Annotated in this window: 30 protein-coding genes; 9 read left to right on the top strand and 21 right to left on the bottom strand. The window is 73.0% G+C overall.

Annotated elements, in window-relative coordinates; all coding sequences use genetic code 11:
- The first annotated feature begins 147 nt into the window (after window positions 1–147).
- A complete protein-coding gene (gene rpsT, locus C8054_RS05860; protein WP_089158054.1) occupies window positions 148–414 on the top strand; it encodes a 30S ribosomal protein S20 in 267 nt (88 codons plus the stop codon).
- Window positions 415–534: 120 nt separating this feature from the next.
- Here rpsT and C8054_RS05855 read toward each other — a convergent pair whose 3' ends face one another.
- The 4 genes from C8054_RS05855 to C8054_RS05840 all read right to left on the bottom strand — a co-directional run bounded on the left by C8054_RS05855 (window position 535) and on the right by C8054_RS05840 (window position 5,488).
- On the bottom strand, window positions 535–1,035 hold the full coding sequence (locus C8054_RS05855; protein ID WP_233219508.1) for a hypothetical protein: 501 nt from the start codon (window positions 1,033–1,035) through the stop codon (window positions 535–537).
- Complete coding sequence (holA, locus tag C8054_RS05850; RefSeq protein WP_107155694.1) at window positions 1,032–2,012, bottom strand: DNA polymerase III subunit delta; 981 nt, start codon at window positions 2,010–2,012, stop codon at window positions 1,032–1,034. Before holA ends, C8054_RS05855 begins: the two co-directional genes overlap by 4 nt.
- A gap of 123 nt (window positions 2,013–2,135) precedes the next feature.
- Entirely contained in the window at window positions 2,136–4,511 is a 2,376-nt protein-coding gene (locus C8054_RS05845; protein WP_107155693.1) for a ComEC/Rec2 family competence protein, read from the bottom strand.
- The gene (locus C8054_RS05840) at window positions 4,508–5,488 is read right to left on the bottom strand and encodes a ComEA family DNA-binding protein (RefSeq protein WP_107155692.1); all 981 of its coding nucleotides are present in this window, start codon (window positions 5,486–5,488) and stop codon (window positions 4,508–4,510) included. The genes C8054_RS05845 and C8054_RS05840 overlap by 4 nt, the downstream gene beginning before the upstream one ends.
- 233 nt (window positions 5,489–5,721) lie before the next feature.
- Here C8054_RS05840 and C8054_RS05835 point away from each other — a divergent pair, with 233 nt between their 5' ends.
- Window positions 5,722–6,720, top strand: a complete 999-nt coding sequence (locus tag C8054_RS05835; protein WP_107155691.1) for an IS481 family transposase — start codon at window positions 5,722–5,724, stop codon at window positions 6,718–6,720.
- Between the two features lie 114 nt (window positions 6,721–6,834).
- On the opposite strand, the gene C8054_RS31675 is transcribed toward C8054_RS05835, so the two are convergent.
- On the bottom strand, window positions 6,835–7,482 hold the full coding sequence (locus C8054_RS31675) for a hypothetical protein (RefSeq protein WP_146179875.1): 648 nt from the start codon (window positions 7,480–7,482) through the stop codon (window positions 6,835–6,837).
- A 390-nt stretch (window positions 7,483–7,872) separates the two neighbouring features.
- Window positions 7,873–8,058, bottom strand: a complete 186-nt coding sequence (locus C8054_RS31670; protein ID WP_146179874.1) for a hypothetical protein — start codon at window positions 8,056–8,058, stop codon at window positions 7,873–7,875.
- 195 nt (window positions 8,059–8,253) lie between these two features.
- On the opposite strand from C8054_RS31670, the gene C8054_RS05830 reads away from it, so the two are divergent.
- Complete coding sequence (locus tag C8054_RS05830) at window positions 8,254–8,439, top strand: hypothetical protein (protein WP_233219507.1); 186 nt, start codon at window positions 8,254–8,256, stop codon at window positions 8,437–8,439.
- Window positions 8,436–8,753 (top strand): hypothetical protein, encoded by a 318-nt coding sequence (locus tag C8054_RS32550; RefSeq protein WP_107155689.1) that lies wholly within the window; start codon window positions 8,436–8,438, stop codon window positions 8,751–8,753. Before C8054_RS05830 ends, C8054_RS32550 begins: the two co-directional genes overlap by 4 nt.
- Here the strand turns inward: C8054_RS32550 and C8054_RS05820 are convergent.
- The 6 genes from C8054_RS05820 to pepN all read right to left on the bottom strand — a co-directional run bounded on the left by C8054_RS05820 (window position 8,686) and on the right by pepN (window position 14,772).
- A complete protein-coding gene (locus tag C8054_RS05820; protein WP_107155688.1) occupies window positions 8,686–9,462 on the bottom strand; it encodes an SDR family NAD(P)-dependent oxidoreductase in 777 nt (258 codons plus the stop codon). The two genes, C8054_RS32550 and C8054_RS05820, sit on opposite strands and share 68 nt — an antisense overlap.
- Before the next feature lie 60 nt (window positions 9,463–9,522).
- Window positions 9,523–10,374 carry a DegV family protein gene (locus tag C8054_RS05815; protein ID WP_107155881.1) on the bottom strand — a complete coding sequence of 284 codons (852 nt, stop codon included), beginning with the start codon at window positions 10,372–10,374 and terminating at the stop codon, window positions 9,523–9,525.
- A gap of 48 nt (window positions 10,375–10,422) precedes the next feature.
- Window positions 10,423–11,052: a histidine phosphatase family protein gene (locus tag C8054_RS05810; RefSeq protein WP_107155687.1), complete on the bottom strand. Its 630-nt coding sequence runs from the start codon at window positions 11,050–11,052 to the stop codon at window positions 10,423–10,425.
- Window positions 11,049–11,420, bottom strand: a complete 372-nt coding sequence (rsfS, locus tag C8054_RS05805; protein WP_107155880.1) for a ribosome silencing factor — start codon at window positions 11,418–11,420, stop codon at window positions 11,049–11,051. The genes C8054_RS05810 and rsfS overlap by 4 nt, the downstream gene beginning before the upstream one ends.
- A gap of 146 nt (window positions 11,421–11,566) precedes the next feature.
- Window positions 11,567–12,163 carry a nicotinate-nucleotide adenylyltransferase gene (gene nadD / locus C8054_RS05800; RefSeq protein WP_107155686.1) on the bottom strand — a complete coding sequence of 199 codons (597 nt, stop codon included), beginning with the start codon at window positions 12,161–12,163 and terminating at the stop codon, window positions 11,567–11,569.
- A 92-nt stretch (window positions 12,164–12,255) separates the two neighbouring features.
- Window positions 12,256–14,772, bottom strand: a complete 2,517-nt coding sequence (gene pepN, locus C8054_RS05795; protein ID WP_107155685.1) for an aminopeptidase N — start codon at window positions 14,770–14,772, stop codon at window positions 12,256–12,258.
- Between the two features lie 66 nt (window positions 14,773–14,838).
- On the opposite strand from pepN, the gene C8054_RS05790 reads away from it, so the two are divergent.
- Window positions 14,839–15,057, top strand: coding sequence for a DUF397 domain-containing protein (locus C8054_RS05790; RefSeq protein WP_107155684.1), 219 nt, complete (start codon window positions 14,839–14,841; stop codon window positions 15,055–15,057).
- 10 nt (window positions 15,058–15,067) lie between these two features.
- Here C8054_RS05790 and C8054_RS05785 read toward each other — a convergent pair whose 3' ends face one another.
- Window positions 15,068–15,457: a hypothetical protein gene (locus C8054_RS05785; RefSeq protein ID WP_107155683.1), complete on the bottom strand. Its 390-nt coding sequence runs from the start codon at window positions 15,455–15,457 to the stop codon at window positions 15,068–15,070.
- 268 nt (window positions 15,458–15,725) lie between these two features.
- Here C8054_RS05785 and C8054_RS05780 point away from each other — a divergent pair, with 268 nt between their 5' ends.
- Window positions 15,726–16,973, top strand: coding sequence for a cytochrome P450 (locus C8054_RS05780; protein ID WP_107155682.1), 1,248 nt, complete (start codon window positions 15,726–15,728; stop codon window positions 16,971–16,973).
- Between the two features lie 101 nt (window positions 16,974–17,074).
- A complete protein-coding gene (locus C8054_RS05775) occupies window positions 17,075–18,157 on the top strand; it encodes a glycosyltransferase family 2 protein (RefSeq protein ID WP_233219506.1) in 1,083 nt (360 codons plus the stop codon).
- Window positions 18,158–18,200: 43 nt separating this feature from the next.
- On the opposite strand, the gene C8054_RS05770 is transcribed toward C8054_RS05775, so the two are convergent.
- The 3 genes from C8054_RS05770 to C8054_RS05760 are packed head-to-tail and all read right to left on the bottom strand — an operon-like array spanning window position 18,201 to window position 20,102.
- Window positions 18,201–18,839 (bottom strand): DUF3618 domain-containing protein, encoded by a 639-nt coding sequence (locus tag C8054_RS05770; RefSeq protein ID WP_107155681.1) that lies wholly within the window; start codon window positions 18,837–18,839, stop codon window positions 18,201–18,203.
- Window positions 18,836–19,288: a phage holin family protein gene (locus C8054_RS05765; protein WP_107155680.1), complete on the bottom strand. Its 453-nt coding sequence runs from the start codon at window positions 19,286–19,288 to the stop codon at window positions 18,836–18,838. Before C8054_RS05765 ends, C8054_RS05770 begins: the two co-directional genes overlap by 4 nt.
- A 31-nt stretch (window positions 19,289–19,319) precedes the next feature.
- Window positions 19,320–20,102: a hypothetical protein gene (locus C8054_RS05760; RefSeq protein ID WP_107155679.1), complete on the bottom strand. Its 783-nt coding sequence runs from the start codon at window positions 20,100–20,102 to the stop codon at window positions 19,320–19,322.
- Window positions 20,103–20,299: 197 nt separating this feature from the next.
- Between C8054_RS05760 and C8054_RS05755 the strand changes: the two genes are divergently transcribed.
- Together C8054_RS05755 and C8054_RS05750 are read left to right on the top strand one after the other, a co-directional pair.
- The gene (locus C8054_RS05755; RefSeq protein WP_107155678.1) at window positions 20,300–20,776 is read left to right on the top strand and encodes a DUF4383 domain-containing protein; all 477 of its coding nucleotides are present in this window, start codon (window positions 20,300–20,302) and stop codon (window positions 20,774–20,776) included.
- 130 nt (window positions 20,777–20,906) lie between these two features.
- On the top strand, window positions 20,907–21,518 hold the full coding sequence (locus C8054_RS05750; RefSeq protein WP_107155677.1) for a DUF6766 family protein: 612 nt from the start codon (window positions 20,907–20,909) through the stop codon (window positions 21,516–21,518).
- 55 nt (window positions 21,519–21,573) lie between these two features.
- Here C8054_RS05750 and C8054_RS05745 read toward each other — a convergent pair whose 3' ends face one another.
- The 5 genes from C8054_RS05745 to C8054_RS05725 all read right to left on the bottom strand — a co-directional run bounded on the left by C8054_RS05745 (window position 21,574) and on the right by C8054_RS05725 (window position 24,878).
- Complete coding sequence (locus tag C8054_RS05745; RefSeq protein ID WP_107155676.1) at window positions 21,574–22,023, bottom strand: GNAT family N-acetyltransferase; 450 nt, start codon at window positions 22,021–22,023, stop codon at window positions 21,574–21,576.
- A 70-nt stretch (window positions 22,024–22,093) separates the two neighbouring features.
- Window positions 22,094–23,548, bottom strand: coding sequence for a GTPase ObgE (obgE, locus tag C8054_RS05740; RefSeq protein ID WP_107155675.1), 1,455 nt, complete (start codon window positions 23,546–23,548; stop codon window positions 22,094–22,096).
- Between the two features lie 89 nt (window positions 23,549–23,637).
- Window positions 23,638–23,892, bottom strand: a complete 255-nt coding sequence (gene rpmA / locus C8054_RS05735; protein ID WP_091072397.1) for a 50S ribosomal protein L27 — start codon at window positions 23,890–23,892, stop codon at window positions 23,638–23,640.
- A gap of 10 nt (window positions 23,893–23,902) precedes the next feature.
- Entirely contained in the window at window positions 23,903–24,220 is a 318-nt protein-coding gene (rplU, locus tag C8054_RS05730) for a 50S ribosomal protein L21 (protein WP_091072401.1), read from the bottom strand.
- A 187-nt stretch (window positions 24,221–24,407) separates the two neighbouring features.
- On the bottom strand, window positions 24,408–24,878 hold the full coding sequence (locus C8054_RS05725) for a hypothetical protein (RefSeq protein WP_107155674.1): 471 nt from the start codon (window positions 24,876–24,878) through the stop codon (window positions 24,408–24,410).
- Window positions 24,879–24,964 lie beyond the last annotated feature (86 nt).

The following is a 24,964-nucleotide window of genomic DNA, read 5'->3' as shown; positions in this document are numbered from 1 at the left end:
CCTTCTCACCGCTGCTGACCGGTGCGTTCGGGAGGCGTTTTGGCTCGTCCGGGAATGACCTGGTAGCCTGACCATTCGCGCGGCGATGACGCATGCTCGTCGCGTACGCAAGCTGACCAACCCGAGCTATCAAGACGAGGCTGTCGCGTGGCGAACATCAAGTCCCAGATCAAGCGCAACCGGCAGAACGAGAAGCGCCGGCTGCGCAACAAGTCGGTCAAGTCGTCGCTGAAGACCGCCATCCGCAAGTTCCACGAGGCTGCCGAGGCGGGCGACACCGAGAAGGCCGCCGTGCTCATGCAGGAGGCCACCCGGAAGCTGGACAAGGCCGCCAGCAAGGGTGTCATTCACGCCAACCAGGCGGCGAACCGGAAGTCGGCGATCGCCAAGCGCGTCGCCTCGTTCTCGGCCTGACGAGACCGTAGACCCTGACCGGAAACCCCGGGGCCACCGCCCCGGGGTTTCCGGCTGTCCGCGTCTCTCCGCCGGGAGCGAGGTCAGGCGCACGCACGAGGTCCGGCTGGGCGGCGGCGGTCAGCGGAACGGATCAGGCCAGGTGATCTCGGAGACGGTCCGCCGGCCCCGCTCCTCGGGCCGGTCGAGCGGCGGCGCCGAACGCCCCGCCCGGTGGTAGGGCGCCGCCGAGCGGGTCGCACTCCGGTCGCCGGTCAGGCTCAGGCCACCGGGCACCGCCCGGACCGTGGCCGGCACCCGGGCCCGCCCGACGACCGGCTCCATCTGCCGGCGGAAGCGGTCCCGCTCCTGGTCGGGCACCTGGGCCGCGGTGCGGATCACGATCTCGGCCACCACGTCGTTGAGCTTGACCATGACCGCCACGGCGGTCGGCAGCACCAGCACCGCCCACCAGCTCACCAACTCGGCGAGCGAGAGCAGCACGGCCAGCGCCACCGCGCCCTCGAAGAAGAGGAAGCAGAGCACCCCGCCCGGGTTGACGAAGCGCAGGCCGAGCACCCGGGCGTAGAGGGGCCGGTAACGGTCCTCGTCCGTCGGCACGGTCGACCACGCTCGGGTCACCGGGCGCCGCCCTGCCGGGCCGCGGCAACCGAGAAGACGGCCCGCTCCAACGCGTACGCCCGGTCGTCGGCGCCGCCCTTGACGGCCGCGTTGCACTCGGCGGCGGCCCGCATCGCCGTGACCAGGCCCTCCGGCGTCCAGCCCCGGCCCTGGCGTTGGGCCCGCTCGATCTTCCACGCCGGCATGCCCAGGCTGCTGGCGAGCTGATAGGCGCTGCCCCGCCCGGCCGAGGCGACCCGGGCCACGGTCCGCACGCCGTCAGCGAGCGCGTCCGCGATGGGCACCGGATCGACCCCGACGTGCAGCGCCCAGCGCAGCGCCTCCAGGGCGCCGGGAACGTCACCGACCATCGTCGCGTCGGCCACTGTGAAGCCGGTCACCTCGACCCGGCCCCGGTAGTAGCGGGCGACCGTCTCGGCGTCGATCCGACCGTCGGTGTCGGCGACGAGCTGTGAGCAGGCGGCGGCCAGCTCACGCAGGTCGTTGCCGACGGCCGCGATCAGCGCCTCGGCCGCGTCCTCGGCACACTTCCCGCCATGGCGGCGGATCTCGTCCCGGACGAAGGCGACCCGCTCACGGTGCCCCTTGAGCTTGCCCGCCGGCACCACCGTGGCGCCCGCCGACCGCAGGCCGTCGGCGAACGCCTTACCCTTGGCGCCGCCCACGTGCATCACCACGAGCTGCACGTCCGGGTCGGGATTCTTCGCGTACGCCAGCAGCGCGGCGGACAGGTCCTTGCGGGTGTCCTGGCCGGAGCGGAGCACCAGCACCCGGCGACCGCCGAACAGGGACGGGCTCAGCATCTCGTCGATCTCACCGACCGCCAGCGAGCCGGCCTGGTATTCCCGCACGTCCACGTCGGGGTCCACCGCGCGGGCCCGGGCGACCGCGTCGGAGACCGCGCGCGTGGCGAGCAGCTCCTCGTCCCCGAGGACGAGCAGAATGGGAGGCAGGCTGGCGGGGGTCACGTCGCACATACTCGCACGCCCTCGGGCGGATCGTGCCTGCTCATCGCGGACTGTGACGGCTCAGCCCGCACTCAACGCAAATCCAGACATTTACCTTGATCCCGCACCTATACCAACAGAACCCCAGCGCGCTCACCGCGACCGCCCCGGCCCGGTGCCACGCGCCACCACCGCCAGACCGGCTCCGGCCCGCACGACGGCCACGTCCCCGTCGGTGTCGGTACGCATCACCCGCGCCCCGCCCCTGCTCAACCGCCCCAGGAGACCGGCGTTGGGATGCCCGTAGTCGTTGTCGACACCGACGCAGACCAGCGCGACAGCCGGGCGCACCGCGGCGAGGAAGCCCGGATCCTGGTAGGCGGACCCGTGATGCGCCACCTTCAGCACCTCCGCCCGGAACGCGCCGGCCGGCACCGTCTCCAGCAGTGCCCGCTGCTCCTCGGTCTCGGCGTCCCCGGCCAGCAGGATCCGCACACCGGCCACCGTGGCGGTCAGCACCAGGGAATTGTTGTTCGGGTCGGAGCGGCTGCCGCGCAGCGGGTACGGCGGCCCGACCGCGACCAGCTCCACCGCGCCGGCCCGCCAGCGCCAACCCGCCGCCGCCGGGGCGAGCGACGCACCACCCCGACGGGCCGCCTCGCGCACCTGGGCCACCCCGTAGGGCGGCTCGGACCAGGGCGGGCCCACCACCGCACCGACCCGGCGGCCCCGGAACACCCCGGCCACCCCGCCCACGTGGTCGGCGTGGAAGTGGCTGACCACCAGCAACGACACCTCGCGTACGCGGAGGCGGCGCAGGCAGGCGTCCACGCCGGACGGCTCCGGGCCGGCGTCGACCACCACGACCCGGCCCGGGGTGACCGGCAGCACCACGGCGTCGCCCTGACCCACCGCGCACGCCACCACCACCCAGTCGCGCGGCGGCCACCCGGAGGCGAGCAACCGGATCGGCAGCGCGCCCAGCACCACGGCGAGCGCCACGACCGCGACCAGCCGTCGGGCCCGACGTCGCCGAACGGCGAGCAGCAGCGCCACGCTCACCCCGGTCAGCAGCAGGCCGCCGGTCACCCCGCCCGGCCAGGGCAGGTTCCCGGCCGGCAGCCCGGCCCCGTGGGTCGCCACCGCCACCAGCCAACGCGCCGGCCAACTCGCCAGCCAGGCGAGGAACTCCGCGCCGGCCGGCCACACCGGCGACAGCACCGCGGCGAGCACGCCCAGCACCGTGGCCGGCGCGACGGCGGGCACCACCAGCAGGTTCGCCGGCACCGCCACCAGGCTGACGGTCGCGGACAGCGCGGCGATCACCGGGCCGCAGGCGAGCTGCGCGGCGGCCGGCACCGCCAGCGCCTCCGCCAGCCCCGGCGGTACGCCCCGACGACGCAGCGCGTCCCGCCAGCCCGGCGCGAGCAGCAGCAGCCCGCCGGTGGCGCAGACCGACAGCGCGAACCCCGGGTCGCCGGCCAGATCCGGGTCCAGCAGCACCAGCCCGGCGACCGCCGCGGCCAGGGCGGGCAGCGCGGCCCGGGGCCGACCGGCGGCCAGCGCGGCGAGCCCGATCGCACCCATCGCCGCGGCCCGCACCACGCTCGGCGAGGGTCGCACCAGGATGACGAAGCCGACAAGCGCCAGCCCGCAGAGCGCCACGGCGGTACGCGGACCCGCGCGCGCCCAGCGGGCCAGCAGCAGCACCGCTCCCACCACGATGGCCACGTTGGACCCGGACACCGCGTTGAGGTGCGTCATCCCGGTGGCCCGGAAGTCCTCCTCCACCTCGGGCAGCAGCCGGCTGGTGTCGCCCACCACCAGGCCGGGCAGCAGCCCACCCGGGGCGTCCGGCAACGGCTCGCAGGCCCGCTGCAAACCGGCCCGCAGCGCGCCGGCCGCCCGCTGCGGCCACGACGCGGCGCCGTGCCGGCTGGGCGGCCCGGTGGCCGAGAGCACCGCCGCGGTCAGGTCGCCGCCGCGCGGCGCGGCGAGCCGTCCCCGGGTGGTGACCCGCTGCCCCGGCAGGAGCCCTCGCCAGCCGCTGTCGGTGGCGAGCACCAGACCGCGCACCGGGCCGGTGACCTGACCGCCGTCGGCGCCGGTGAGGCGTACCAGATCGACCCGGACCAGCAGGGTGGCCGCGCGGCCGGGCGCACCGCGCACCGGGCGGGGGTCGTCCCGGACCACCAGGTCGGCGGTGACCAGGGCGCGTTCGGCGACGAGTGCGCGGACCGGGGCGGCGTCGCGGACCGCGACCCGCGCCCCGGTGGCCGCCGCCCCGCAGAGCGCGCCGAGCAGGACGGTGACGGCGATCCAGCCGTACCGGCGGGCCGAGCGGACGGGGTGACCCCGCACGCCACCGAGGTGCAGGCCCGTGCCGAGCGCGAGCGTGGCGGCGACGGCGGCCAGGCTGGCGGTCCACCGGACGGAGAGGTGCAGCCCGGCCAGCGCGGCGAGCCAGGCCGCCACCGCGAAGCCGGCCAGTCGCAGGTCCGGGCCGGCCTCCCCACCGTCGGCGCTCACACCGTCACCAATTCCTTGAGCTGCTCGTAGCGGGCGTCCCCGATGCCGTCGACCTGACGCAGGTCGGCCACGGACCGGAACCCGCCGTGCTGGTCCCGGTGATCGAGGATCCGCTGGGCGAGCACCGGACCGACGCCGGGCAGCGCGTCGAGCTGGGCCAGCGTGGCGGTGTTCAGGTTGACCGGCCCGGCCGCCGGACCACCGGGCGCACCGCCGCCGGCCGCCGGACCGGGTGCGGGCTGTCCGGGTGGGGCGGTGACGCCGACCAGGATCAGCTCACCGTCGGTGACCTTCCGCGCGGGGTTGAGCAGCGCCACGTCGATCCCGGGCAATGCTCCCCCGGCCGCCGTCAGGGCGTCGGCCAGCCGGGCGCCGGCCGGGAGCCGGACCAGCCCGGGACGGCGGACCTTGCCGGCGACGGTGACGACCACCTGGCCGGACGACCCGGCCGGCGCGGCCCTCTCGGTCACTGCGCCCGCCGACGCCTCGGTGACCGGTGCGACCGACCGGACGGGTTCGGCGCTCGGGCGGGATCGCCACGCCCAGACGGCGGCCACCAGGACGACGACCGCGGCCACGACGGCGAGGGCACGGACACCCCGCCGGCCCGGATCGAACACCCCCGGACCGGGCAGCCGGGCGGCCAGACCTCGCGCGGGTTCCTGGGGCTCCTCGCGCCCGGCGGCATCGCCCACCGTGGACGTCGGGTGAGGGTCGAACGGATGGGTCGGCCCGGCGGCAGGCTCTGAACGGCCGCCTCGTAGTCCGGAACGGTCCGGCTCGCTCTGCCGGGGTTCGAGGCCCGGGAAACTCCACGGCTCCTGGGCAGAGGGATAAGCGACTGACGGCTCGGGGGGCCCTGCGCCGACGAGGTCCGGCGCGCTGTCGGCAGGAGGCGGGACGGCGGCCGTCCTACCCGCTGGCGTGAACAACCGGGCGAGCCGTCGCCGTACGGCCGTCTCCTCGTCGTCTGACACGACTCAGGACGCTACGACGACGGCCGGCGTGGAGCTGGTCCGAAGACCGTGGCCTGTGGACAGCGGGGCGCTTGTGGACAACTCCCCGATCATGCCGCCGATGTGCTAGCTGTACTGCCCAGGGACGTTGGTTGAGGTTGTGTGACGACACGACGTAGATAGACGTGATGACGAAGGCCTCCGGTTGTGGAGTGGAGCTGTCTAGGAACCGCTCCGCCAACCAGGAGGCCTTCGTGTCCCACGCTAACGCCGCTTTGACCCCGCGTGCACGTCTTCGTCTGGCGCGTCTGATCGTGGACCAGGGGTGGCCGGTCGCCCGGGCTGCGCAACGCTATGACGTCTCCTGGCCGACGGCGAAACGGTGGGCGGCACGCTACGCCGAACTCGGCGCCGACGGCATGGCCGACCGGTCATCCCGGCCGCGTCACAGCCCGAACCGCACCTGCCAGCCGCTGGTGCGCAAAGTGGTGCACCTGCGGTGTAAGCAGCGGCTGGGGCCGGTGCAGATTGCCGGCCGTCTCGGCATGCCCGCCTCGACCGTGCACGCCGTCCTGACCCGTTGCCGGATCAACCGGCTGTCGCACCTCGACCGGCGCACCGGGGAGCCCGTGCGCCGCTACGAACACGACCACCCCGGCGCCATGCTGCACATCGACGTCAAGAAGCTCGGCCAGGTCCCCGACGGCGGCGGGTGGCGCTATGTCGGCCGCGCCCAGGGCAAACACAACAGGCAGGCCACCGCCCGCCGCACCGGCGCCCGCAACCACCATCGGGATCCGCGGATCGGGACCGCGTTCGTGCACACCGTCGTCGATGACCACTCACGGGTCGCCTACGCCGAGATCCACCAGGACGAGAAAGCCGCCACCGCCACCGCCGTGCTCCACCGCGCGGTCGCCTGGTTCACCACCAGGGGCGTCACCGTCGAGCGAGTGTTGACCGACAACGGCTCCGCCTACAGGTCCCACGCCTGGCGCAACGCCTGCGCGGAACTCGGCATCACCCCGAAGAAGACCCGTCCTTACCGACCCCAGACCAACGGCAAGGTCGAGCGCTTCCACCGAACCCTGACCGACGGCTGGGCCTTCGGCCGGTGCTACACATCCGAAGCCGCCCGCCGCAAGGCCCTACCCGCCTGGCTCCATCACTACAATCACCACCGCCCCCACACCGCAACCGGCGGCAAACCGCCCGTCACCAGGTTGACCAACCTCCCTGGGCAGTACAGCTAGCTCACCTGAGCAAGGTCAAACACGTGAAAGGACAGCATCGCCTCCGACTCCGCCGCAAGACGGCCAAGATTACTGAAGCTTGAAATCAACATTCATATGCGTGGTGCCAAGACCTCACCCCGCCTTCCATTGAAAATAATCCCTGAGAATCGCTAGGATCGCGATGATCATGCCCGCTGATGCCGTGATCGCGCTCACTCTCAGCTGTCGGGAGCCAATATCAACCGACTCGGAGAAACGGTTCACTTCGACCTTTACAGTCGCATCCACCAAGTGCTCGCTTACACTACTCCTATCGAAATTTGGTCGACTAGAGGTCAAGACCTGGATCACAAGCTCAACCTTCCTCTTGAAAACATCTGGACCAATCAAGAGGCTACTTCCATCCACAGAGAAAATTTGCTTCGGCGGCGGCCCGAGCAGCGTCTCCACCCTTGCGCCTAGATCTATCCTTATTGGACGCCCTTGGTCGAAATCATTGCTGGCAACCGCATGCCGACCGGTATTTCTGATGACAACCGTTACGATGTGAGGGTTTTCTAACACTCGACCATGGCGCTCGATTTCGAGCCCATAGACCTCATCCGACCCCTTTCTGAGCAACTGGGCAGGGGCAAGAATGCGGATGGCCAGGCGTCTCTTCGGTGGAAAAAGGGCCTCGCGGGCGAAGTAGGCCGCTACACCTGAGATGATGAGACCCACCAACGCCACCGCAAGAGCCACACCATTGAAGCCTCTACCCTCAAGCAGATCCAGTGCCACGATACACATCCTCCCCTGTTTCACCGGACACACCTCGTTAAGCGCAGCATGATCGACGAGGGTCATGTTAGCGGCAGGGATGAGGACCCGCCGCGCGTGGACGGCACCGCCCATTACACAACTCGGCCTAGCAACCGCTTGGCGAAGTTGCCGCTCGCGCCGGGTCCATGGTGCGCGGGCGACGCCAACATCAACCCTGCGCATGCCCATTCGGGGAGACACAGTTCGTCGACACCTAGACAAAACGTCCACCCGCCGGCAGGTCGTCCAACTCCCCGGGGACGTAACCGCCCTGGGCTGAGAAGCGGCAGGAAAGCATGCACCGTCGCAGGCGCTACACCACAAGCGCTGGCCGATCTCCGAGGGCTAATGGACCCCCGACACCATCGATCAGTCAGCGAGGTCCGGCCGGTTAGCCCGGATCCAGCGCTCCACATCCCGCCGTCGCCAGACCTTGCCCATCGCCAGTACGGCGATCGGATCGGGGAAGCCCTTGGTGTTGGCGATGATGCTGACGCGCTGGCGGGAGATGCCGCCGAGCATGTCCCGGATCTCCGACACACCAACCAAGTCCACGCCTTGACAGTAGACAACAACGTGTGGTAATCGCACGGCAACGATGCACGTTGCTGCTGCTCGCTATTGACGGAGGTAACCAACAGACGACACCATAGGCACATGCCCGGCCCTAACGCATCGCCCCTGCTTGACCATCGAGCAGTCCGCCCGCTCTGGCACTGTCGGCGAGGCTGCGGCACCTGGCCGTGCCCGATGGCGATGCTCGCCCTACGGGAGACCTACGAGAGCGATCCGGTGGGCCTGTCCATACACATGGCCGGCTGTCTGTTCGACGCGACCGGCGACCTGTACCGGCTCGACCCCTGCGGCATGCCCCGACCCGAGGCGCTGTTCACCCGCTTCGTCGGCTGGACCCGCCGAGACCACCGCCTGCGATGAACTGCGTCGAACGTCCCACCGAGCCGACCTTCCGCGCCGGAGACGTGGTGCACCTGACCCGGGCCGCGAGCGTCCAGTTTGTCCGGGCGATCGTTGTCCGCGTCATCCGGGAGCTGACCGACCGGCACGTCTACCACGGCTGGGCGTGGATCGAGGGCTACGAGTTGAGCCCGCGCGGAACGGCCGTGGCGAAACGCGGGCTGTTCGTGATGCCGGCCGGGGTGCGCTGGTTGTCGCGCGCGCCGGTCAGCGTGCCTCCGGGTCCAGCCCGAGCGCGGCCCGCCCGCCGTCGACCGGCAGCGTCACACCGTTGACGAACGAGGCCGCCTCCGAGAGCAGGAACGCGACCACGTCGGCCACCTCCCCGGTACGCCCCATCCGGCCCACCGGGTGCAGCCGGGCCAGTTCCGACTCGACGTGCTCCACCCCGGCCCGGTCCAGCCCGGCCAGGTAGGCGGTGTGCCGTTCGGTGTGGATCGAGCCGAGCGCGACCGCGTTGGTGCGGATGCCGTGCGGACCGTAGTCGACCGCGAGCGCCCGGGTCAGCCCCTCCACGGCGGCCTTCGCGGTGGCGTACGGCAGGGCGCCCGGCACCGCCCGGCGGGCCTGGTGGGAGGAGACGTTGACGATCGCGCCGCCGCTCCCGGCGGCCAGGAACCGGCGCACGGCCGTGCCGGCGCCCACCACCGCGGGGCGCAGATTGGCCGCGATCAGGTCGAACACCTCGGTCGCGGGCACCCGGTGCAGGTCGCCGTCGCGGAAGACCGCGGCGTTGTTCACCCAGCCGGCCAGCGGCGCGGACGCCTCGGCGCGGTCCGCGGCCCGGCCGGTGACCGCCTCGTCGGCGGCGTCACCGGTGACCGCGTGCAGCCGGTCGGCGGCCGGATGCCCGGTCAGCCAGTCGAGCGCGCTGTCGTCGCGTTCGACCACGACCACCGCCCCGCCGTCGGCGGCCAACCGTTCGACGACGGCCCGGCCGACCCCCCGCCCGCCTCCGGTGACGACGTACGATCGCGCGTTCATCCGATCAACCTAGCGCGGGCGACCGTGGCGTGCCCGGTGACCGCCCGCCACCGGGGACCGTCACCGGCGGCGATGGACGACCACGCAGGCCAGCCCCGGGCCGGCGTGCGCGGCGACCACCGCGCCGGCCTCGGTCACGTACCTGTCGTGCAGCCGGTCCCCCAGCCGCTCGGTCAGCGCCGCCAGCAACGCCTCGGCGCGCTGCGGGGCGGCGAGGTGGTGCACCCCGAGGTCGACGTCGTTGTCGCCGGCCGCCTCGACGGCCAGGTCGACCAGGCGCGCCACGCCCCGGCTGGCGGTGCGGACCTTGTCCCGCACCACGATCGCGCCGTCCGGCATGTGCATGATCGGCTTGACCGAGAGCGCGGTGCCGAGCAGCGCCTCGGCCGCGTTGATCCGGCCGCCCCGACGCATGAACTCCAGCGTGTCGACGTAGAAGAAGATGGTGGTCCGGTCGATCGCGTCCAGCGCCGCCGCGCGTACCCCGGTCAGGTCGGCGCCCCCGGCGGCGGCCGAGGCGGCGGCGAGCGCCGGGAAGCCGAGGCCCATGCCGGTGGAGCGGCTGTCCACCACCGCGACCCGGTCGTCGCCGACCTCGGCGGCGGCGAGCCGGGCGGCGTCGACGGTGCCGGACAGCTCGGCGGAGAGGTGCACGGAGACCACGCCGTCCGCGCCGTCGGCGAGCAACGCGCGGTAGAACTGCGCGAACTGTTCCGGCGCGGGCCGGGATGTGCTCACCGAGACGCGCCGGGCACCCAGCGCGCGGGTGGCGTCCGCCGGGAAGGTCTCGATGCCCTCCAGCCCTTCGGCGCCGTTGAGCACGACGGTCAGCGGGACGACGGTGAGCCGGTGCGCGCGGACCAGCTCGGGGGGCAGGTAGGCGGTGGAGTCGGTGACGACCGCTACGGGCATGACCGGCACGCTAGCCGATGTCGCGGTGCCGCGCCGGGGCCGACCGGCTCAGACCGCGTCGGTGAGCGCCGGCTGGGTGATCAGCCCGACATTGTGCGCACGCAGGTGCCAGCCGCGGACGTCGTCGTGGCGCAGCTCGGTCCAGTGACAGTTGCCCAACGAGCCGACGCTGCGCAGCACCGCATGGTCCCAGCCGAGCAGGTGGCCCACGCCCTGTCGGGCCCCGCCGCCGTGGGTGGTGACCACCACGGTTCCGCCGGCGGCCAGGTCGGCCGCGTCGCGGAACGCGGCGCCGAGCCGCGTGCCCAGATCGTGCAGGCTCTCGATGCCGGCACCGGGGTCGGGGTCGCCGGCCCGCCAGCGGGCGAACTCGTCGGGGAACCGCTCGGCGGCCTCGGTCAGGGCCAGGCCCTGCCACTCGCCGAAGTGCCGCTCCCGCAGCCGCGGGTCGGAACGGACCGGCAGCCCGGTCACCGCGGCCAGCGCGGCGGCGGTGTCGGCGGCGCGGCGCAGGTCGCTGGCGACGATGGCGTCCGGGCGCAGCGCGGCCAGCACCGACGCGGCGGCGCGGGCCTGTTCCCGGCCGAGGTCGTTGAGCGGCACGTCGGTCTGGCCCTGGACGCGGCTCTGCGCGTTCCAGTCGGTGTTGCCGTGCCGCCAGATGATCAGGCGGGTCATTCGGCGGTGGCGGTGCCGGCGGCCGAGTCGGCGAGGTCGCGGTCCACGAACGGGATCTGCGGGCAGTCCTTCCAGAGCCGGTCGAGCGCGTAGAACTCGCGCTCCTCGGTGTGCTGGACGTGCACCACGATGTCGACGTAGTCGAGCAGCACCCAGCGACCGCCCCGCTCACCCTCGCGGCGAACCGGCTTGGCCTTCTCCGGCAGCTCCAGCAGGCGCTCCTCGATGGCGTCGACGATGGCGAGGACCTGACGCTCGTTCGGAGCGGAGGCCACCAGGAACGCGTCGGTGATCGCGAGCTGGTCGCCCACGTCGATGATGACGATGTCCTGTGCCTTCTTGTCGGCCGCGGCCTGGGCAGCGGCCATCGCCAGCTCGTGGGCGCGTTCCGGAATGGTGGTCACCGTTCTCCTTCGATCAACCGTGCGACCCTCCAAGCCTCTCACACCGGGCGGCGTGACGACCTGTCAGTTCTGGCCGGTTATCGGCATGAACGGGGCGGTACCGGGCGAGATCATCGCTGGTAGAGGCGCCGTTTGGCGATGTACTGCACCACACCGTCCGGTACCAGGTACCAGACCGGCTCGCCCCGGCCGACCCGGGCCCGACAGTCGGTCGAGGAGATGGCCATCGCGGGCACCTGCACCAGGCTGACCGAGTCGGCCGGTAGGTGCTTGTCGGTCAACTCGAAGCCGGGGCGGGTCACCCCGATGAAGTGGGCCAACTCCAGGACGTCGTCCAGGTCCTTCCAGGAGAGGATGCGCTCCAGCGCGTCCGCGCCGGTGATGAAGAAGAGCTGCGCCTTCGGGCCGTACTCGGCGTGCAGGTCGCGCAGCGTGTCGACGGTGTAGGTGGGCCCGCCGCGGTCGATGTCGACCCGGCTCACCTGGAAGCGGGGGTTGGAGGCGGTCGCGATCACGGTCATCAGGTAGCGGTCCTCGGCCGGGCTGACCGGTTCGTCCGCCTTCTGCCACGGTTGCCCGGTCGGCACGAAGACCACCTCGTCCAGCCCGAACCGGTCGGCCACCTCGCTCGCCGCCACCAGGTGACCGTGGTGGATCGGGTCGAACGTGCCACCCATGATGCCGATCCGCCGGATGTCTTCCTCCACCCCGCGATCCTAGGCCGTGCCCCGGTGTCGGTCGGCCGGGGTGCGCCGGCTCGCGCCGGGCGGGCGGTCGGCCGCCCGGCGCGAGCCGGCGGTCAGGCGCCCACCGCGGCCACCGCCGTCCGGGCCACCAGCGCGCGGCGCAGGTCGTCGTCCAGGTCGACGACCCGCCGGCGCAACCCCGGCGTCAGGTCGTCGCGGGCCAGCAACGCCGCGGCCAGTTCCCGGGTGGACTGCGCCACGGCGTAGCGCGGGAACGCCACGGTCGCCACCCGGTCGGCCACCCACGCGGTACGCAGACGCGCGGCCGCCGGCATCTCGGCGAAGTAACGCTCGACGTAGCCGGCGGTCAGCTCCGCCTGCTCCGGCTGCCAGAACCCCTCGGCGGTGGCCTCCACCAACCGGTTCGACAGCTCAGTGTTGCTGACGATGATCTCCCAGGCCGCCCGCTTGGCGTCGGCGTCCGGCAGGGCCGCCCGGCAGCCGGCCGCCCGCTCGGCGCCGGTGGCGCTGCGGTCGGCGGCCGACTCGGCGGCGATCTCCGCCTCGCCGGCCCCACCCAGCACCACCAGCCGGTGCAGGAGCGCCCAGCGCAGGTCGGCGTCGACCGCCAGCCCCTCCGGCACGCCCGCGCCGGCCAGCCAACCGTGGAGCAGGTCGGCATCGGTGGTGGCGCCGATCAGGCCCCGCACGGCGGCGAGCTGGAGCGAACCGCCGGCGGGAGCGCCGACCAGCAGCGCCCGGCACGCCTCGGCGATCCGCAGCAGCGCCGCGTCCCGGGCCAGCGGCTCCAGGTAGCGGTCGACGAGGTTGCGGCTGAGCGCGAGCACGTCCTCCGCGATGATCACCTCGGTCTCGGCCGGCAGCGCGGCGGTGATCAGGGTGACCAGCTCGGCGACCGGCCGCTCGCCGTCGGTGGCGGCGTCCAGCGCCTCACCCCAGAGCAGCGCCCGGGCCAGCGGGTCGTCGAGCCCGGGGAGCAGCATCGGCACCGCGTCGGCGGAGGCCGCGTCGAGCCGGATCTTGGCGAACGTGAGGTCGCCCGCATTGGGCAGCAGCAGGCCGGTGGCGGGCTGACCGGTCAGCTCGGGCAGCGGCGTCCGGCCGCCGTCGGCGTCCGGGTCGAGGTCGACCTCGACCCGGCGCGTCAGGCCCTCGGCGGTGTGGTGGGCCACACCGATGCGGTGCGGTCGCCGCACCGGATGGGTCGTCGGCGCGGTCTGCGTCACCGCCACCTCGGTCCACCGGCCGTCGGCGTCCACCGCGGTCTCCATCCGCAGCGTGTTGACCTGCGCCCGGCGCAGCCACCGCTCGGCCCAGCCGCTGAGGTCCCGGCCGGCGGCCGAGCCGAGGCTGTCGAGCAGGTCGGCGAGGGTGGCGTTGCCGAACCGGTGCGCGGCGAAGTGCGCGTTCAGACCGGCGAGGAACACGTCGTCACCGAGCCAGGCGACGAGCTGACGCAGCACCCCGGCGCCCTTGGCGTACGAGATGCCGTCGAAGTTCAGCAGGCCCGCCGCCGCGTCGGCGACCTCCTCGGGCGCCACCGGGTGGGTGGAGGGGCGCTGGTCGGCGGCGTATCCCCACGCCTTGCGACGCAGCGCGAAGGTGGTCCACGCCTGGTCGAAGCGGGTGGCCTCGGCGGTGACCCGGGTGCCGAGGTACTCCGCGAACGACTCGTTCAGCCACAGGTCGTCCCACCAGCGCATGGTGACCAGGTCGCCGAACCACATGTGCGCCATCTCGTGGGCGATCACGGTGGCCCGGTACTCACGCTGGCTGTCGGTGACCGCGGAGCGGAAGACGTAGTCGTCGCGCAGCGTCACCAGGCCCGGGTTCTCCATCGCGCCGGCGTTGAACTCGGGCACGAACGCCTGGTCGTACTTGCCGAACGGGTAGCGCTCGGCGAAGAGCTGGTGGAAGCGGTCGAGGCACTGCCGGGTGACGGTGAGGATCTCGTCCGCGTCGGCGTCGAGGTGCGCCGCGAGCGAACGCCGGCAGTAGAAGCCGAGCGGGATGCCGTCGTGCTCGGCGCGCAGCACGTGCCAGGGCCCGGCGACCAGCGAGACGAGATAGGTGGCCAGCGGCGCGGTCGGGGCGAACTCCCACCGCCCCGGCGCCGGCCGGTCGGCGAGCTGCCCGTTCGCGGCCACCGTCCACTCCGGCGGCGCGGTGACCGCCAGCGTCACCGGGGCCTTCAGGTCGGGTTGGTCGAAGGCGGCGAAGATGCGCGGCCCGTCGTCCAGGAAGGACATCGCGTAGAGGTACGTCTCGCCGTCGGCCGGGTCGACGAAGCGGTGCAGCCCCTCGCCGGTGTTGGAGTAGGCCATCTCGGCCTCGACGGTGATCTCGTTGGCCCCGGCCAGCCCGGTGAGCGGTAGTCGCCCGTCGGCCAGCAGGGCCGGATCGAGGTCGCGGTCGTTGAGGCGGACCCGGAGGAGTCGGCGGGGCTTGACGTCGACGAACGTCTCGGCGCCGGGGGTGGCCCGGAACCGGATGGTGGTGGTGGAGCGGAACCGCTCGACGTCGCCGGTCACGTCGAGGTCCACCTGATAGGACTCGACGGTGATCGACGCGCCACGCGCGGTCGCCTCTGCACGGGTCAGGCTCGGCATCCGCTTATCCTGCCCGATGAGGTCCGCACGGGCCGTCCTGTGACGCGTGGCGATGGAGGAACAACGATGGGTCAGCACCCCAAGGGTGATTTCGACATTTCTCGGGCGGTTTGGCAGCGAGCGGAGGGCGACACGTCCGAGGGCGCGGTCGAGGTGGCCTTCGTCGACGACCTGATCGGGATGCGCAACTCGGCCGAACCGGACGGCCCGGTCCTGGTCTTCACCCAGGCCGAGTGGGACGCGTTCGTGGCGGGCGCTCAGGACGGCGAGTTCGACCTCGACTGAGCCGGCCGGATCAGTCACCGTCGCCCCAGCCGAGGCCGCCCGGCCCGGGCGCATGGTGGAAGCCGGGATGGCCGGCCACGTCGGCGCACCGCTCGCCGTCGGGCCCGGCCGCCCCGCAGAACAGCCGCTCGGCCCGGTGCCAGGCGTCGGCCGGGGACAGCGCCGCCGCGCCGAGCGCCAGCTCCGGGCGGAGCAGGTCGAGCGCTTCCGCGTACGCGACGGCCAGCTCCCGCGCGACGGCGGGATCGGCGGCCACGAAGCCGAGGTGCACGGTGAAGAACCCCGGCGGGCGGGCCCCGGCGAGCCGGGGCCCGCTGGTCAGTGGCTCCGCCCGGCCGCCGCCCCGCAGCCCGGCCGTCCCGTCGCGGTGATACCGCCGCGCCGCCCGGTTGTCGCGCATCCGTGCCTCCCCCGTCGCCGGTGACCGCCCGCCGGACGCCGGACCGGCGGGGCCGGACCGGCCGCCGCCGGTCCGGGTACGAGCCAACCAGCTTTTCCGCGCCCGGGGAGGGGCCAGCGCCCGGGTGTGTGGTCCGCCCTCCCCTGGGCGGGCGGACCTGCGGAAACGGAGGATTCGGCCGCGTCGGCGCGGGTAGGTAGCGCGGACCGCGCAGGGTCCAGGCAGCGCAGATCGCGCAGGTCGCCGAGCCGGGTCAGGAGCAACCGAGATGAGCACCATGCCGAGCGACCGGAGCCCGGACAGCACGCTTGCCTACTTCCGGGAGGGCTACCGCTTCGTCGGCGCCCGCTGCGACCGGCTGGGCTCCGACGTCGTGCAGACCCGGCTGCTGCTGGAGCCGACCATCTGCCTGCGCGGCCGGGAGGCCGCCGAGCTGTTCTACGACGAAGAGCGGTTCGTCCGGCGTGGCGCCACGCCGATGCGCGGCCAGCGCACGCTGACCGGGGTGGGTGGCGTCCAGGGCCTCGACGGGGCGGCGCACCGCGCCCGCAAGGCGATGTTCATGTCGATGATGACGCCGGCCGCGGTCCGGCGGCTCGGGCAGCTCTTCGACGACGAGTGGCGGGCCCGGATCCCGGCCTGGGCGGAACACGGGCCGGTGGTGCTCTACGACGAGATGGGCCGGCTGCTGACCCGCGCGGTCTGGGCCTGGGCCGGGGTGCCGCTGGCCGAGGCGGACGTGCGCCGCCGCACCGCCGAGATGCACGCCATGATCGAGGGACCGGCGGTGCTGGGCCCGAAGCACTGGCGCGGCCTGCTCGGCCGCCGCCGGGCCGAACGCTGGGCCGGCGCGCTGGTCGAGCGGGTCCGCGCGGGCGCGCTACCGGCGCCCGAGGGCAGCGCGCTGCGGATCGTCGCCGAGCACCGGGACGAACGCGGCCAGCCGCTGCCCCGCCGGATCGCCGCGGTGGAGCTGCTCAACGTGCTGCGTCCCACGGTCGCGGTGGACCGGTACGTGGTCTTCGCCGCGCTGGCGCTGCACGACCACCCGCACTGGCGCGACCGGGTACGCGGCGACGACGACGCGACCGAGCGGTTCGTGCAGGAGGTCCGCCGCTACTACCCGTTCTTCCCGCTGGCCGCCGCGCGGGTGCGCCGCTCGTTCGAGTGGCGGGGGTACGCGTTCCCGCAGGGCCGCCGGGTGCTGCTCGACCTGTACGGCACCAACCACCACCCGGAGCTGTGGCCGGAGCCGGAGCGGTTCCGCCCGGAGCGCTTCGCCGGTTGGCGGGACGACCCGTTCGGTCTGGTCCCGCAGGGCGGCGGCGACCACGACACGGGTCACCGCTGCGCCGGCGAGTGGATCACGATCGAGTTGATGAAGCGGGCGGTGGCCAACCTGACCGGCGCGATGAGCTACCGCGTCCCGCCGCAGGACCTGGCGCTCGACCTCACCCGGATGCCGACGCTGCCGCCCAGCGGGCTGGTCGTCGACGGCGTACGGCCGGCCGGCTGAGCGGGTCGCCGCGCCCCGACGCGGTCAGGCGCCGGAGCACCGAAGCGGTTTCAGGGGCCGCGCTGCGGGCACTCGCGGGACCCGACCCGACCGGAGACGACGTGACCCGAGCGACCGTTCCACCGCTGCCGCACCCCGGCCGGTCCGTCGCGGCGTCCGCGCCGGACCGGCTCCCGATGGCGTACGTCCTGCCGCTGCGCGCCGCCGACGACACCGGTCTCGACGAGCTGACCGGCTACCTGCGCGAGCTGCGCCGCTGGGTGGACGTGGTGGTGGTCGACGGCTCACCGCCGGAGGTGTTCGCCCGGCACGCGGCCGCCTGGCGGGGGCTGATCCGGCACGTCCCGCCGGATCCCGCGCTGCGCGGGCGCAACGGCAAGGCGCTCGGGGTGCTCACCGGCGTCGCGCTGGCGCGGCACGAGCACGTGGTGATCGCCGACGACGACGTCCGGTACGACCTGACGGCGTTGCGCGCGGTGCACGACCTGCTCGACCGGGTGGACCTGGTCCGGCCGCAGAACCACTTCGCTCCGCTGCCCTGGCACGCCTGGTGGGACACCGGACGGACGCTGCTCGCCCGGGTGTTCGGCGGGGACTGGCCGGGCACGCTGGCGCTGCGCCGGAGCACCTTCCTGGCGATGGGCGGCTACGACCCGGACGTGCTCTTCGAGAACCTGGAGCTGGTCCGGACCGTCCGCGCGTACGGCGGCAGCACGGCCACCCCGGCCTGGCTGTACGTCCGGCGACTGCCGCCCACCGCCGGGCACTTCCTCGGGCAGCGGGTGCGCCAGGCGTACGACGAGACGGCCCGGCCGGCGTGGCTGCTGGCCGCGCTGGCGGTGCTGCCGGCCACGGCGGTCGCGCTCGCCGCCCGCCGTCCGGGGCTGCTGGTGCGGGCCGGGCTGATCACGGTCGCGGTGGCGGAGCTGGGCCGGCGACGGGCCGGCGGGGCCCGCGTCTTCCCGGCGCACACCACGCTCGCGGCGCCCGTCTGGGTGCTGGAGCGCGGCGTGTGCGCCTGGCTGGCAGCGGGCCGGCGGCTGCGCGGCGGGGTGCCGTACGCGGGCAGCCGCCTACGCGTGGCGGCCCACCCGACCAGGGCGTTGCGGCGTCGGCAAGCACACCGCCACACCGACGAGTTGGCCGGCTGGGTCGAGACATGCGAAGGCGGGGGCCCTTGTTAACGCCTGAGCGATAGCAGGGGCCCCCGCCCAACAGATCGCGGTCTCAGGAGCGCGCCTGGTGGGCGCTCTCCCGCACGTCCTGGGCGGCGCTGCGGCCGTCGTCCTTGACCGCGTGCACGGCGTCCTGGGCGGTGGAGCGCACCGACTCGGCGGCGTGCTGGGCCGGCTCGCGCAGCTCGTCCTTCAGCTCGTTCGCGACCTCGCCCAGCTTCTCCTTGACCACGCCGCTGTGCTCGGTCGCCTTCTCCTTGACCTGCGCGGCGAGCTCCTGCTCGCGGCGGGTGGCCGGGATCAGCGAGGAGACCAGCATGCCGACGCCGAAGGCGATCACGCCGGCGGCGATCGGGTTGCCCTGGGACTTCTGCCGCACGACCTGCGGCGCCCGGTGCGCGGCGTCGCCCACCGTGGCGGCGGCGGAATGCGCCTTGTCACTCACCGTGGAAGCGGCCGAGGAGGCGTGGTCGCCCACCGAGTGGGCGGTGTGGCCGGTGCTGTGGCCGAGGTCGGAAGCGGTTCCCATCACCTTGTCCTTCACGTTCGTCAGCGCGCTGCGGACGCGCTGCTTGCGGTCGTCGACGATGCGGCTCGGGCTGACCTTGTACGCCAGGGCGTCCACGTCCGAGCTGAGGTTGTTGCGGGTGGCTTCGATCTCCCGGCGGATCTGGTCGGGGTCGGTGCTCATCGGGTGACTCCCTCCGGGTGCGGCTTGAGTGCGTCCGGGATGCGCTGGACGCTGTCGTTGGTCTGCTTCAGGCCACGGATCTGCTCGGCGTTCTTCTTCGCCTTGGAGTAGAGGACCGCCGCGATCGCGGCCCACACCACCGCCACGATGAGCGCGGCCAGGCCGGAGTCCATGACGTTGTCGAGGAACTGCCACACCGCGACGGAGACGAAGAGCGCCACCATGTAGCCGCCGAAGCCGGCACCGCCGTAGAGGCCGGCGGCCTTGCCCGCCTTCTTGCCCTCCTGGCGGATCTCGGCCTTGGCCAGCTCGACCTCCTGGCGCATCAGCGTGGAGAGGTCGCCGGTGACCTGGCTCATCAACTGCCCGATCGAGCTGCCGCGCACCTCGTCGGCGTGGTGCGGCGCGCCCGCGGCCTGGTAGCCGGGGTCCTGCGTCGGCACGGTCATACCGTGGTCTCCCTTCTGCCGGTCCGGCCGCTCACGGGCGCGGAGCGCCGGTCGACGGCACGCCCGGCAGCGGGTCGGTCCGGCTCGGCGGCGGCAGCGGCTGGCCGGTGCCGCCGGCCGGGTCGGCCCAGGTGTTCGGGGCGCCGCCGCCCGGGTAGGTCGCGCCCGGCGCGGAGTAGCCCGGGTCCGGCTCGGCGTAGGTGCCCGGCGTCGGGTCGAGGTAGCCACCGGCCGGCTGGGTCGGCACGGCCGGCGTGGTCGGGAGGACCGCGGTCCGCTCCGGGTCGTAGGCCGGCCGGACGCCGTTGTCGTCGTTGCCGACCGCGGCGATGTTCCGGGTCAGCCGGCCGGCGACCACGCCCAGCAGGGCGGCGCCGACCAGGAACGTGCCCGGGTTGCGGCGGGCGTAGCTCTTCACCTCGTTGAGCAGGTCGCCGGGCTCGCGCTGCTCCAGCCAGCCGGCCACGCCGTGCACCCGCTCGGCCGCCTGGTGGGCCAGCTCGGTGACCGGCCCGGAGCCGCCACCCTGCTGCGCCATCGACCGCATCTCGTCGGCCAGCGACCGCAGGCCGCTGGCGGCCCGCTGCTGCTGCTGGCCGGCCTGCGCGGTGACCTGGTTGCGGGTCTCGCCGTAGAGGTCGCGGGCCTGCCGCTTGGCCTCGCCCACCACCTCCCGACCCTGCTCCTTGGCGGTCTGCGCGACCGCGCCGCCCGCGCTTGCGGCGTCGGAGCCGACCTGGCGGGCCTGATCGCGTACGCCGCCGCCGTTCGTCGACTCGTACGTGGCGGACGTGGAGGAAAAGTCCTGAGTCATGGTGTCCCTTCCGCTCGTGCATTCCAGCGGTTGTCTTCGAGGGGGGGGTCACGCGAATGCTTTCCGCGTGACAACTGCCCTACCCTCGGCCGTCGGGTCCATGCCTGATTCGTCATTTCTCTGCGGAAGCGGCCCGTCCCGATCACAGAATGGGTAGGCCGGCCCGCCCCGGGTGGGCGTCACGGGGGGTGACTGCGATGGGACGTGAGGTGCGCGGGCACCCGTCCGCCCGACCGACTGTGCAGAAGGTCGCGCTCGCGGTCGCGGCCGTCTTCGTGCTGATCGGCGTGCTCGGCTTCGTCCCCGGCGTCACCACCCACTACGGCGAGCTGACGTTCGCCGGGCACCACTCGGGGGCGAAGCTGCTCGGGGTGTTCCAGGTGTCGGTGCTGCACAACCTGGTACACCTGCTCTTCGGGCTGGTCGGGCTGCTGGCCGCGCGGCGGCTGGCCGGCGCGCGGGCGTTCCTGGCCGGCGGCGGCGCGCTCTACCTGGTCCTCTGGCTGTACGGCTTCGCCATCGACCGGGAGAGCACGGCGAACTTCGTGCCGGTCAACGACGCCGACAACTGGCTGCACCTGTTCCTCGGCTTCGGCATGCTCGCCGCGGGCCTGCTGCTGAACAACGAGGTGGGTGCCGGCGGCCGGCCGGACATCCCGATCGACCGGCCCTGACCAGCCACGACACGCCGGGCCGGCGTTTGCCCCGGGGTTGCCGGGGGCAGGAGCCCCGGTACGGACACGGGGCGGGACGAGGAGGTCCGGCTATGTCACGGTTTCCGCGGGGCAACGCGTCCCGGTCGCCATGCTCGGCGCGTTCCTGGTCTTCCTGCTGCTGCAGAGCGTGTTCGGCTGGCAGGTGCACAACGAGGAGCTGAGCCAGTACGGCGCCGCGCCGCTGAGCTGGTGGGCCTACCTGGGGACCGGGCACTTCGCCGAGGCGGTGTTCGAGAACTGGAAGTCCGAGTTCCTCCAGATGGGCGGCTATGTGCTGCTCACCGCGTACCAGGGTTCGGCCGAGTCGAAGCCGGAGGGCGAGACGGACCGTCCCGACGACAACCGCGACCACGCCGGCCCGGACGCGCCCTGGCCGGTACGGGCCGGCGGGCTGCCGCTCGTGGTCTACCGCAACAGCCTCGCCATCGCGCTGCTGATGATCTTCGCCGGTTCGTTCCTGGGGCACCTCTTCGGCGGCGTCGCCGCCTACAACCAGGAGCAGGCGCTGGAGAGCGGCGCCGCCCCGATCAGCGCCGGGCAGTTCCTCGGCACCAGCGACTTCTGGTTCCAGTCCATGCAGAACTGGCAGAGCGAGTTCCTCGCGGTGGGCGTGCTGATCCTGCTCAGCATCGTGCTGCGGCAGCACGCCAGTCCCGAGTCCAAGCCGGTGACCGCCCCGCACGCGCAGACGAGCGCCTGAGCGGTGTGTGAGAAGGGGCCCCTTCTCGACGCCAGGCGTTAAGCGGGGCCCCTCCTTACGCCGCCACGGGGAGGTGTTTGGCGAAGCAGACGCTGTACGGGTTGTCGACGTACTCGCCGTAGACCGGGATCGGCTGGTAGCCGCTGGAGCGGTAGAGCCCGATGGCGGCCGGCAGGTAGGTGCCGGTCTCCAGACACACCGTCCGGTGCCCCTGCCGGAAGGCCAGTTCCTCCAGCGCGAGCAGCAACTGCCGGGCGATGCCGCGCCCCCGGTACGCCGGCCGGACGTACATCCGCTTCAGCTCGCCGGTATCGGCGGCGAGCGCCTGGAGACCGCCGCAGCCGACCGCCCGGCCGCCGACCACGGCCGCCAGGTAACGAATGTCGGAGTGGGTGACGGTGACCTGCCCGTCCAGCCCGCCGTCGGCGTCCCGCAGCTCACGCTGCTGGGCCACGACGAGCGCGGCGACCTCCGGATCGGTGGCGGGCCGGCATTCGATCAGCATTCCGTCACGGTAGGTCGACCGGATTTCGCGAAGGTTTCCGGCCGAGGTCCCCGACACGGACACGACCGAACTAGTCGTCGTCCGTGTCCTCCGCCGTCGGACCGGCCTCGATCTCGTCCTCCGGGCGCTGCCGGCGGGCCTTGCGGGCCTCCAGCCGGTCCGCGGCGGAGGGACGTGTCGACTTGTCCTCCAGCCGCACGTCGGTGCCCCGGTTGCCGGGCGTGAAGTCGACGCCCGCGTAGAGCGTCGGCTGCCAGTCGAACTCGCGTTCGCCGATCCGCACCAGGTCGCCGGCCTGCGCGCCGGCCTTGGCCAGCTTCTCCTCGACGCCGAGGCGGGCCAGCCGGTCGGCCAGGAAGCCCACCGCCTCGTCGTTGTCGAAGTTCGTCTGCTTCACCCAGCGTTCCGGCCGGCTGCCCCGGACGGTGTAGGAGCCGTCCGGCTCGGCCTCGATGGTGAACCCGGCGTCGTCGACCGCCTTCGGGCGGAGCACGATCCGGGTCGGCTCCGCCTCCGGCACGGCGCGGCGGCCCTCGTCGACCACCTGGGCCATCGCGTACGTCAGCTCGCGCAGGCCCTCGCGGGTGGCGCTGGAGACGTCGAAGACGCGGAAGCCACGGGCCTCCAGGTCGGGGCGGACGATGTCGGCGAGGTCCTTCCCGTCCGGCACGTCGACCTTGTTCAGCGCGACCAGCCGGGGCCGGTCGGCCAGCCCGCCGTACTGGGCCAACTCCGACTCGATGGCGTCGATGTCGGCGAGCGGGTCGCGGCCCGGCTCCAGCGTCGCGGTGTCGACCACGTGCACCAGCACGGCACACCGCTCGACGTGGCGGAGGAACTCCAGGCCCAGCCCCTTGCCGGTGGCGGCGCCCGGGATCAGGCCGGGCACGTCCGCGACGGTGAAGGTGTGGTTGTCCACCCGCACCACGCCCAGGTTGGGCACCAGCGTGGTGAACGGGTAGTCCGCGATCTTCGGCTTGGCGGCCGAGATCACCGAGATCAGCGAGGACTTCCCAGCGGACGGGAACCCGACCAGGCCGACGTCGGCGACGCTCTTCAGCTCCAGCACCACGTCGAGCTTGTCGCCGGGCTCACCCAGCTCGGCGAAACCGGGTGCCTTACGGCGGGCGTTGGCCAGCGAGGCGTTGCCCCGGCCGCCCCGGCCACCGCGGGCCGCCTCGAAGGTGGTGCCCACCCCGACCAGGTCGGCCAGCACCTCACCGTCCAGGGTCTGCACCACGGTGCCGTTCGGCACCTTGATCACCAGATCGCGGCCGTTGGCGCCGTCCCGGTTCGAGCCGGCCCCACCCTTGCCGTTGTCGGCTTTCAGGTGCGGCCGGAAGTGGAAGTCGAGCAGCGTGGTGACCTGCGGGTCGACCACCAGCGACACGCTGCCGCCATGGCCGCCGTTACCGCCGTCCGGGCCACCGAAGGGCTTGAACTTCTCCCGGTGGATCGAGACACAGCCGTGCCCGCCGTCGCCGGCCTGCATGTGCAGGACGACCCGGTCAACGAACGTCGTCACGACGCCAATCCTTCCAGCGGGGTCCGCCCCGCACGTGGAAAGCCGAAGCGGGCCGGGACCCGAGGTCCGCGGCCCGCTTCGGCTTCGAACTACTGCTGAGGCACGATGCTGACGGTCTTGCGACCGCGCTTGGTGCCGAACTGCACCGAACCGGCGGACAGCGCGAACAGCGTGTCGTCGCCGCCACGGCCGACCAGGTCACCGGGGTGGAACTTGGTGCCACGCTGACGGATGAGGATCTCACCCGCGCTGACGACCTGACCACCGAAGCGCTTCACGCCGAGCCGCTGGGCCGCGGAGTCGCGACCGTTACGCGAGCTGGACGCACCCTTTTTGTGAGCCATTTCCGACGACCTACTTCCCGCTGTTGGAGATGCCGGTCACCTTGATCTGGGTCAGCGGCTGCCGGTGACCCTGACGCTTGTGGTAGCCGGTCTTGTTCTTGAACTTGTGGATCCGGATCTTCGGGCCCTTGGTGTGCGCGGCGATCTCGCCGGACACCGCGACCTTGGCGAGCTTCGCCGCGTCGGTCACCAGGTCGTCACCGTCGACGAGGAGCACCGCGGTGAGCTTCACCGCGTCACCGGGGGCACCGGTGAGCTTCTCGACCTCGATCACGTCGCCCTCGGCGACCTTGTACTGCTTGCCGCCGGTCTTGACGATCGCGTACATCGGAGGCGCACTCCCTGTCGTTGAGGCTGCTGGCGTCTTTTCCCACCGTTGCCGGCGGGTCGTTCCCACGGCGTCTCGCCGGGAGCCGTGACACCGGCGGCGCGGGCGCGCGGGAACTAGGCACACCAAAGTGCGCCGCAGGCAAGAGTACGCCATACCCGGTCCGCCGCCCAAACCGGGCTGCCGGTCACGCCGGGCAGAGCTGGTCGAGCCGCTGCTGGAGCCGGTCGAACGCCGTCTCGTCGATCTTCCGCACGTCGGTGCCGAGCCCGCCCACCTCGGTGGCCAGGTCCGCCAGCAGCGTCCGCAGGCCCGGGTCGGTGGCCAGCCCGGACTGCTCCCGCAGCACGTCCCGCCAGCCCGCGAGCGCGGCCTCCGCGTCCCGCCGGGCGGCCTGCTCCGTGCTTCGGTCCCCGGTGCCGCCCGCCCGCAGCATCTCCGCCAGCTTCTGCACGTACGTCTGGACGGCCACGGACCCGGCCTGCTTCGCGCGGGCGCAGACGCCCGCGTCGCCGGTGACGGTCGGGGCCGGAGTGGGCGACGTGGCCGCCGGGGCCGGTGAGGCGAAGCCCACCGAGAACGGGTCGGTCCGTTCGGCGCAGCCCGACCCGGCCAGCAGCAGTCCGGTCAACGCGGTGACCGCGAACACCCGGCGCATGTCTCCTCCCTCCGGAGCACGGCCGGCCCGACCGGGGGTCGACGGGCAACGGCAGGGCCCCTGCTCCCGGCACTCTGTTGCCGGAC

Source organism: Micromonospora sp. RP3T, from assembly GCF_003027925.1.
Lineage (GTDB): Bacteria > Actinomycetota > Actinomycetes > Mycobacteriales > Micromonosporaceae > Micromonospora.
The sequence above is the reverse complement of the archived record's forward strand: the minus strand, read 5'-3'. Positions and strand labels throughout refer to the sequence as shown.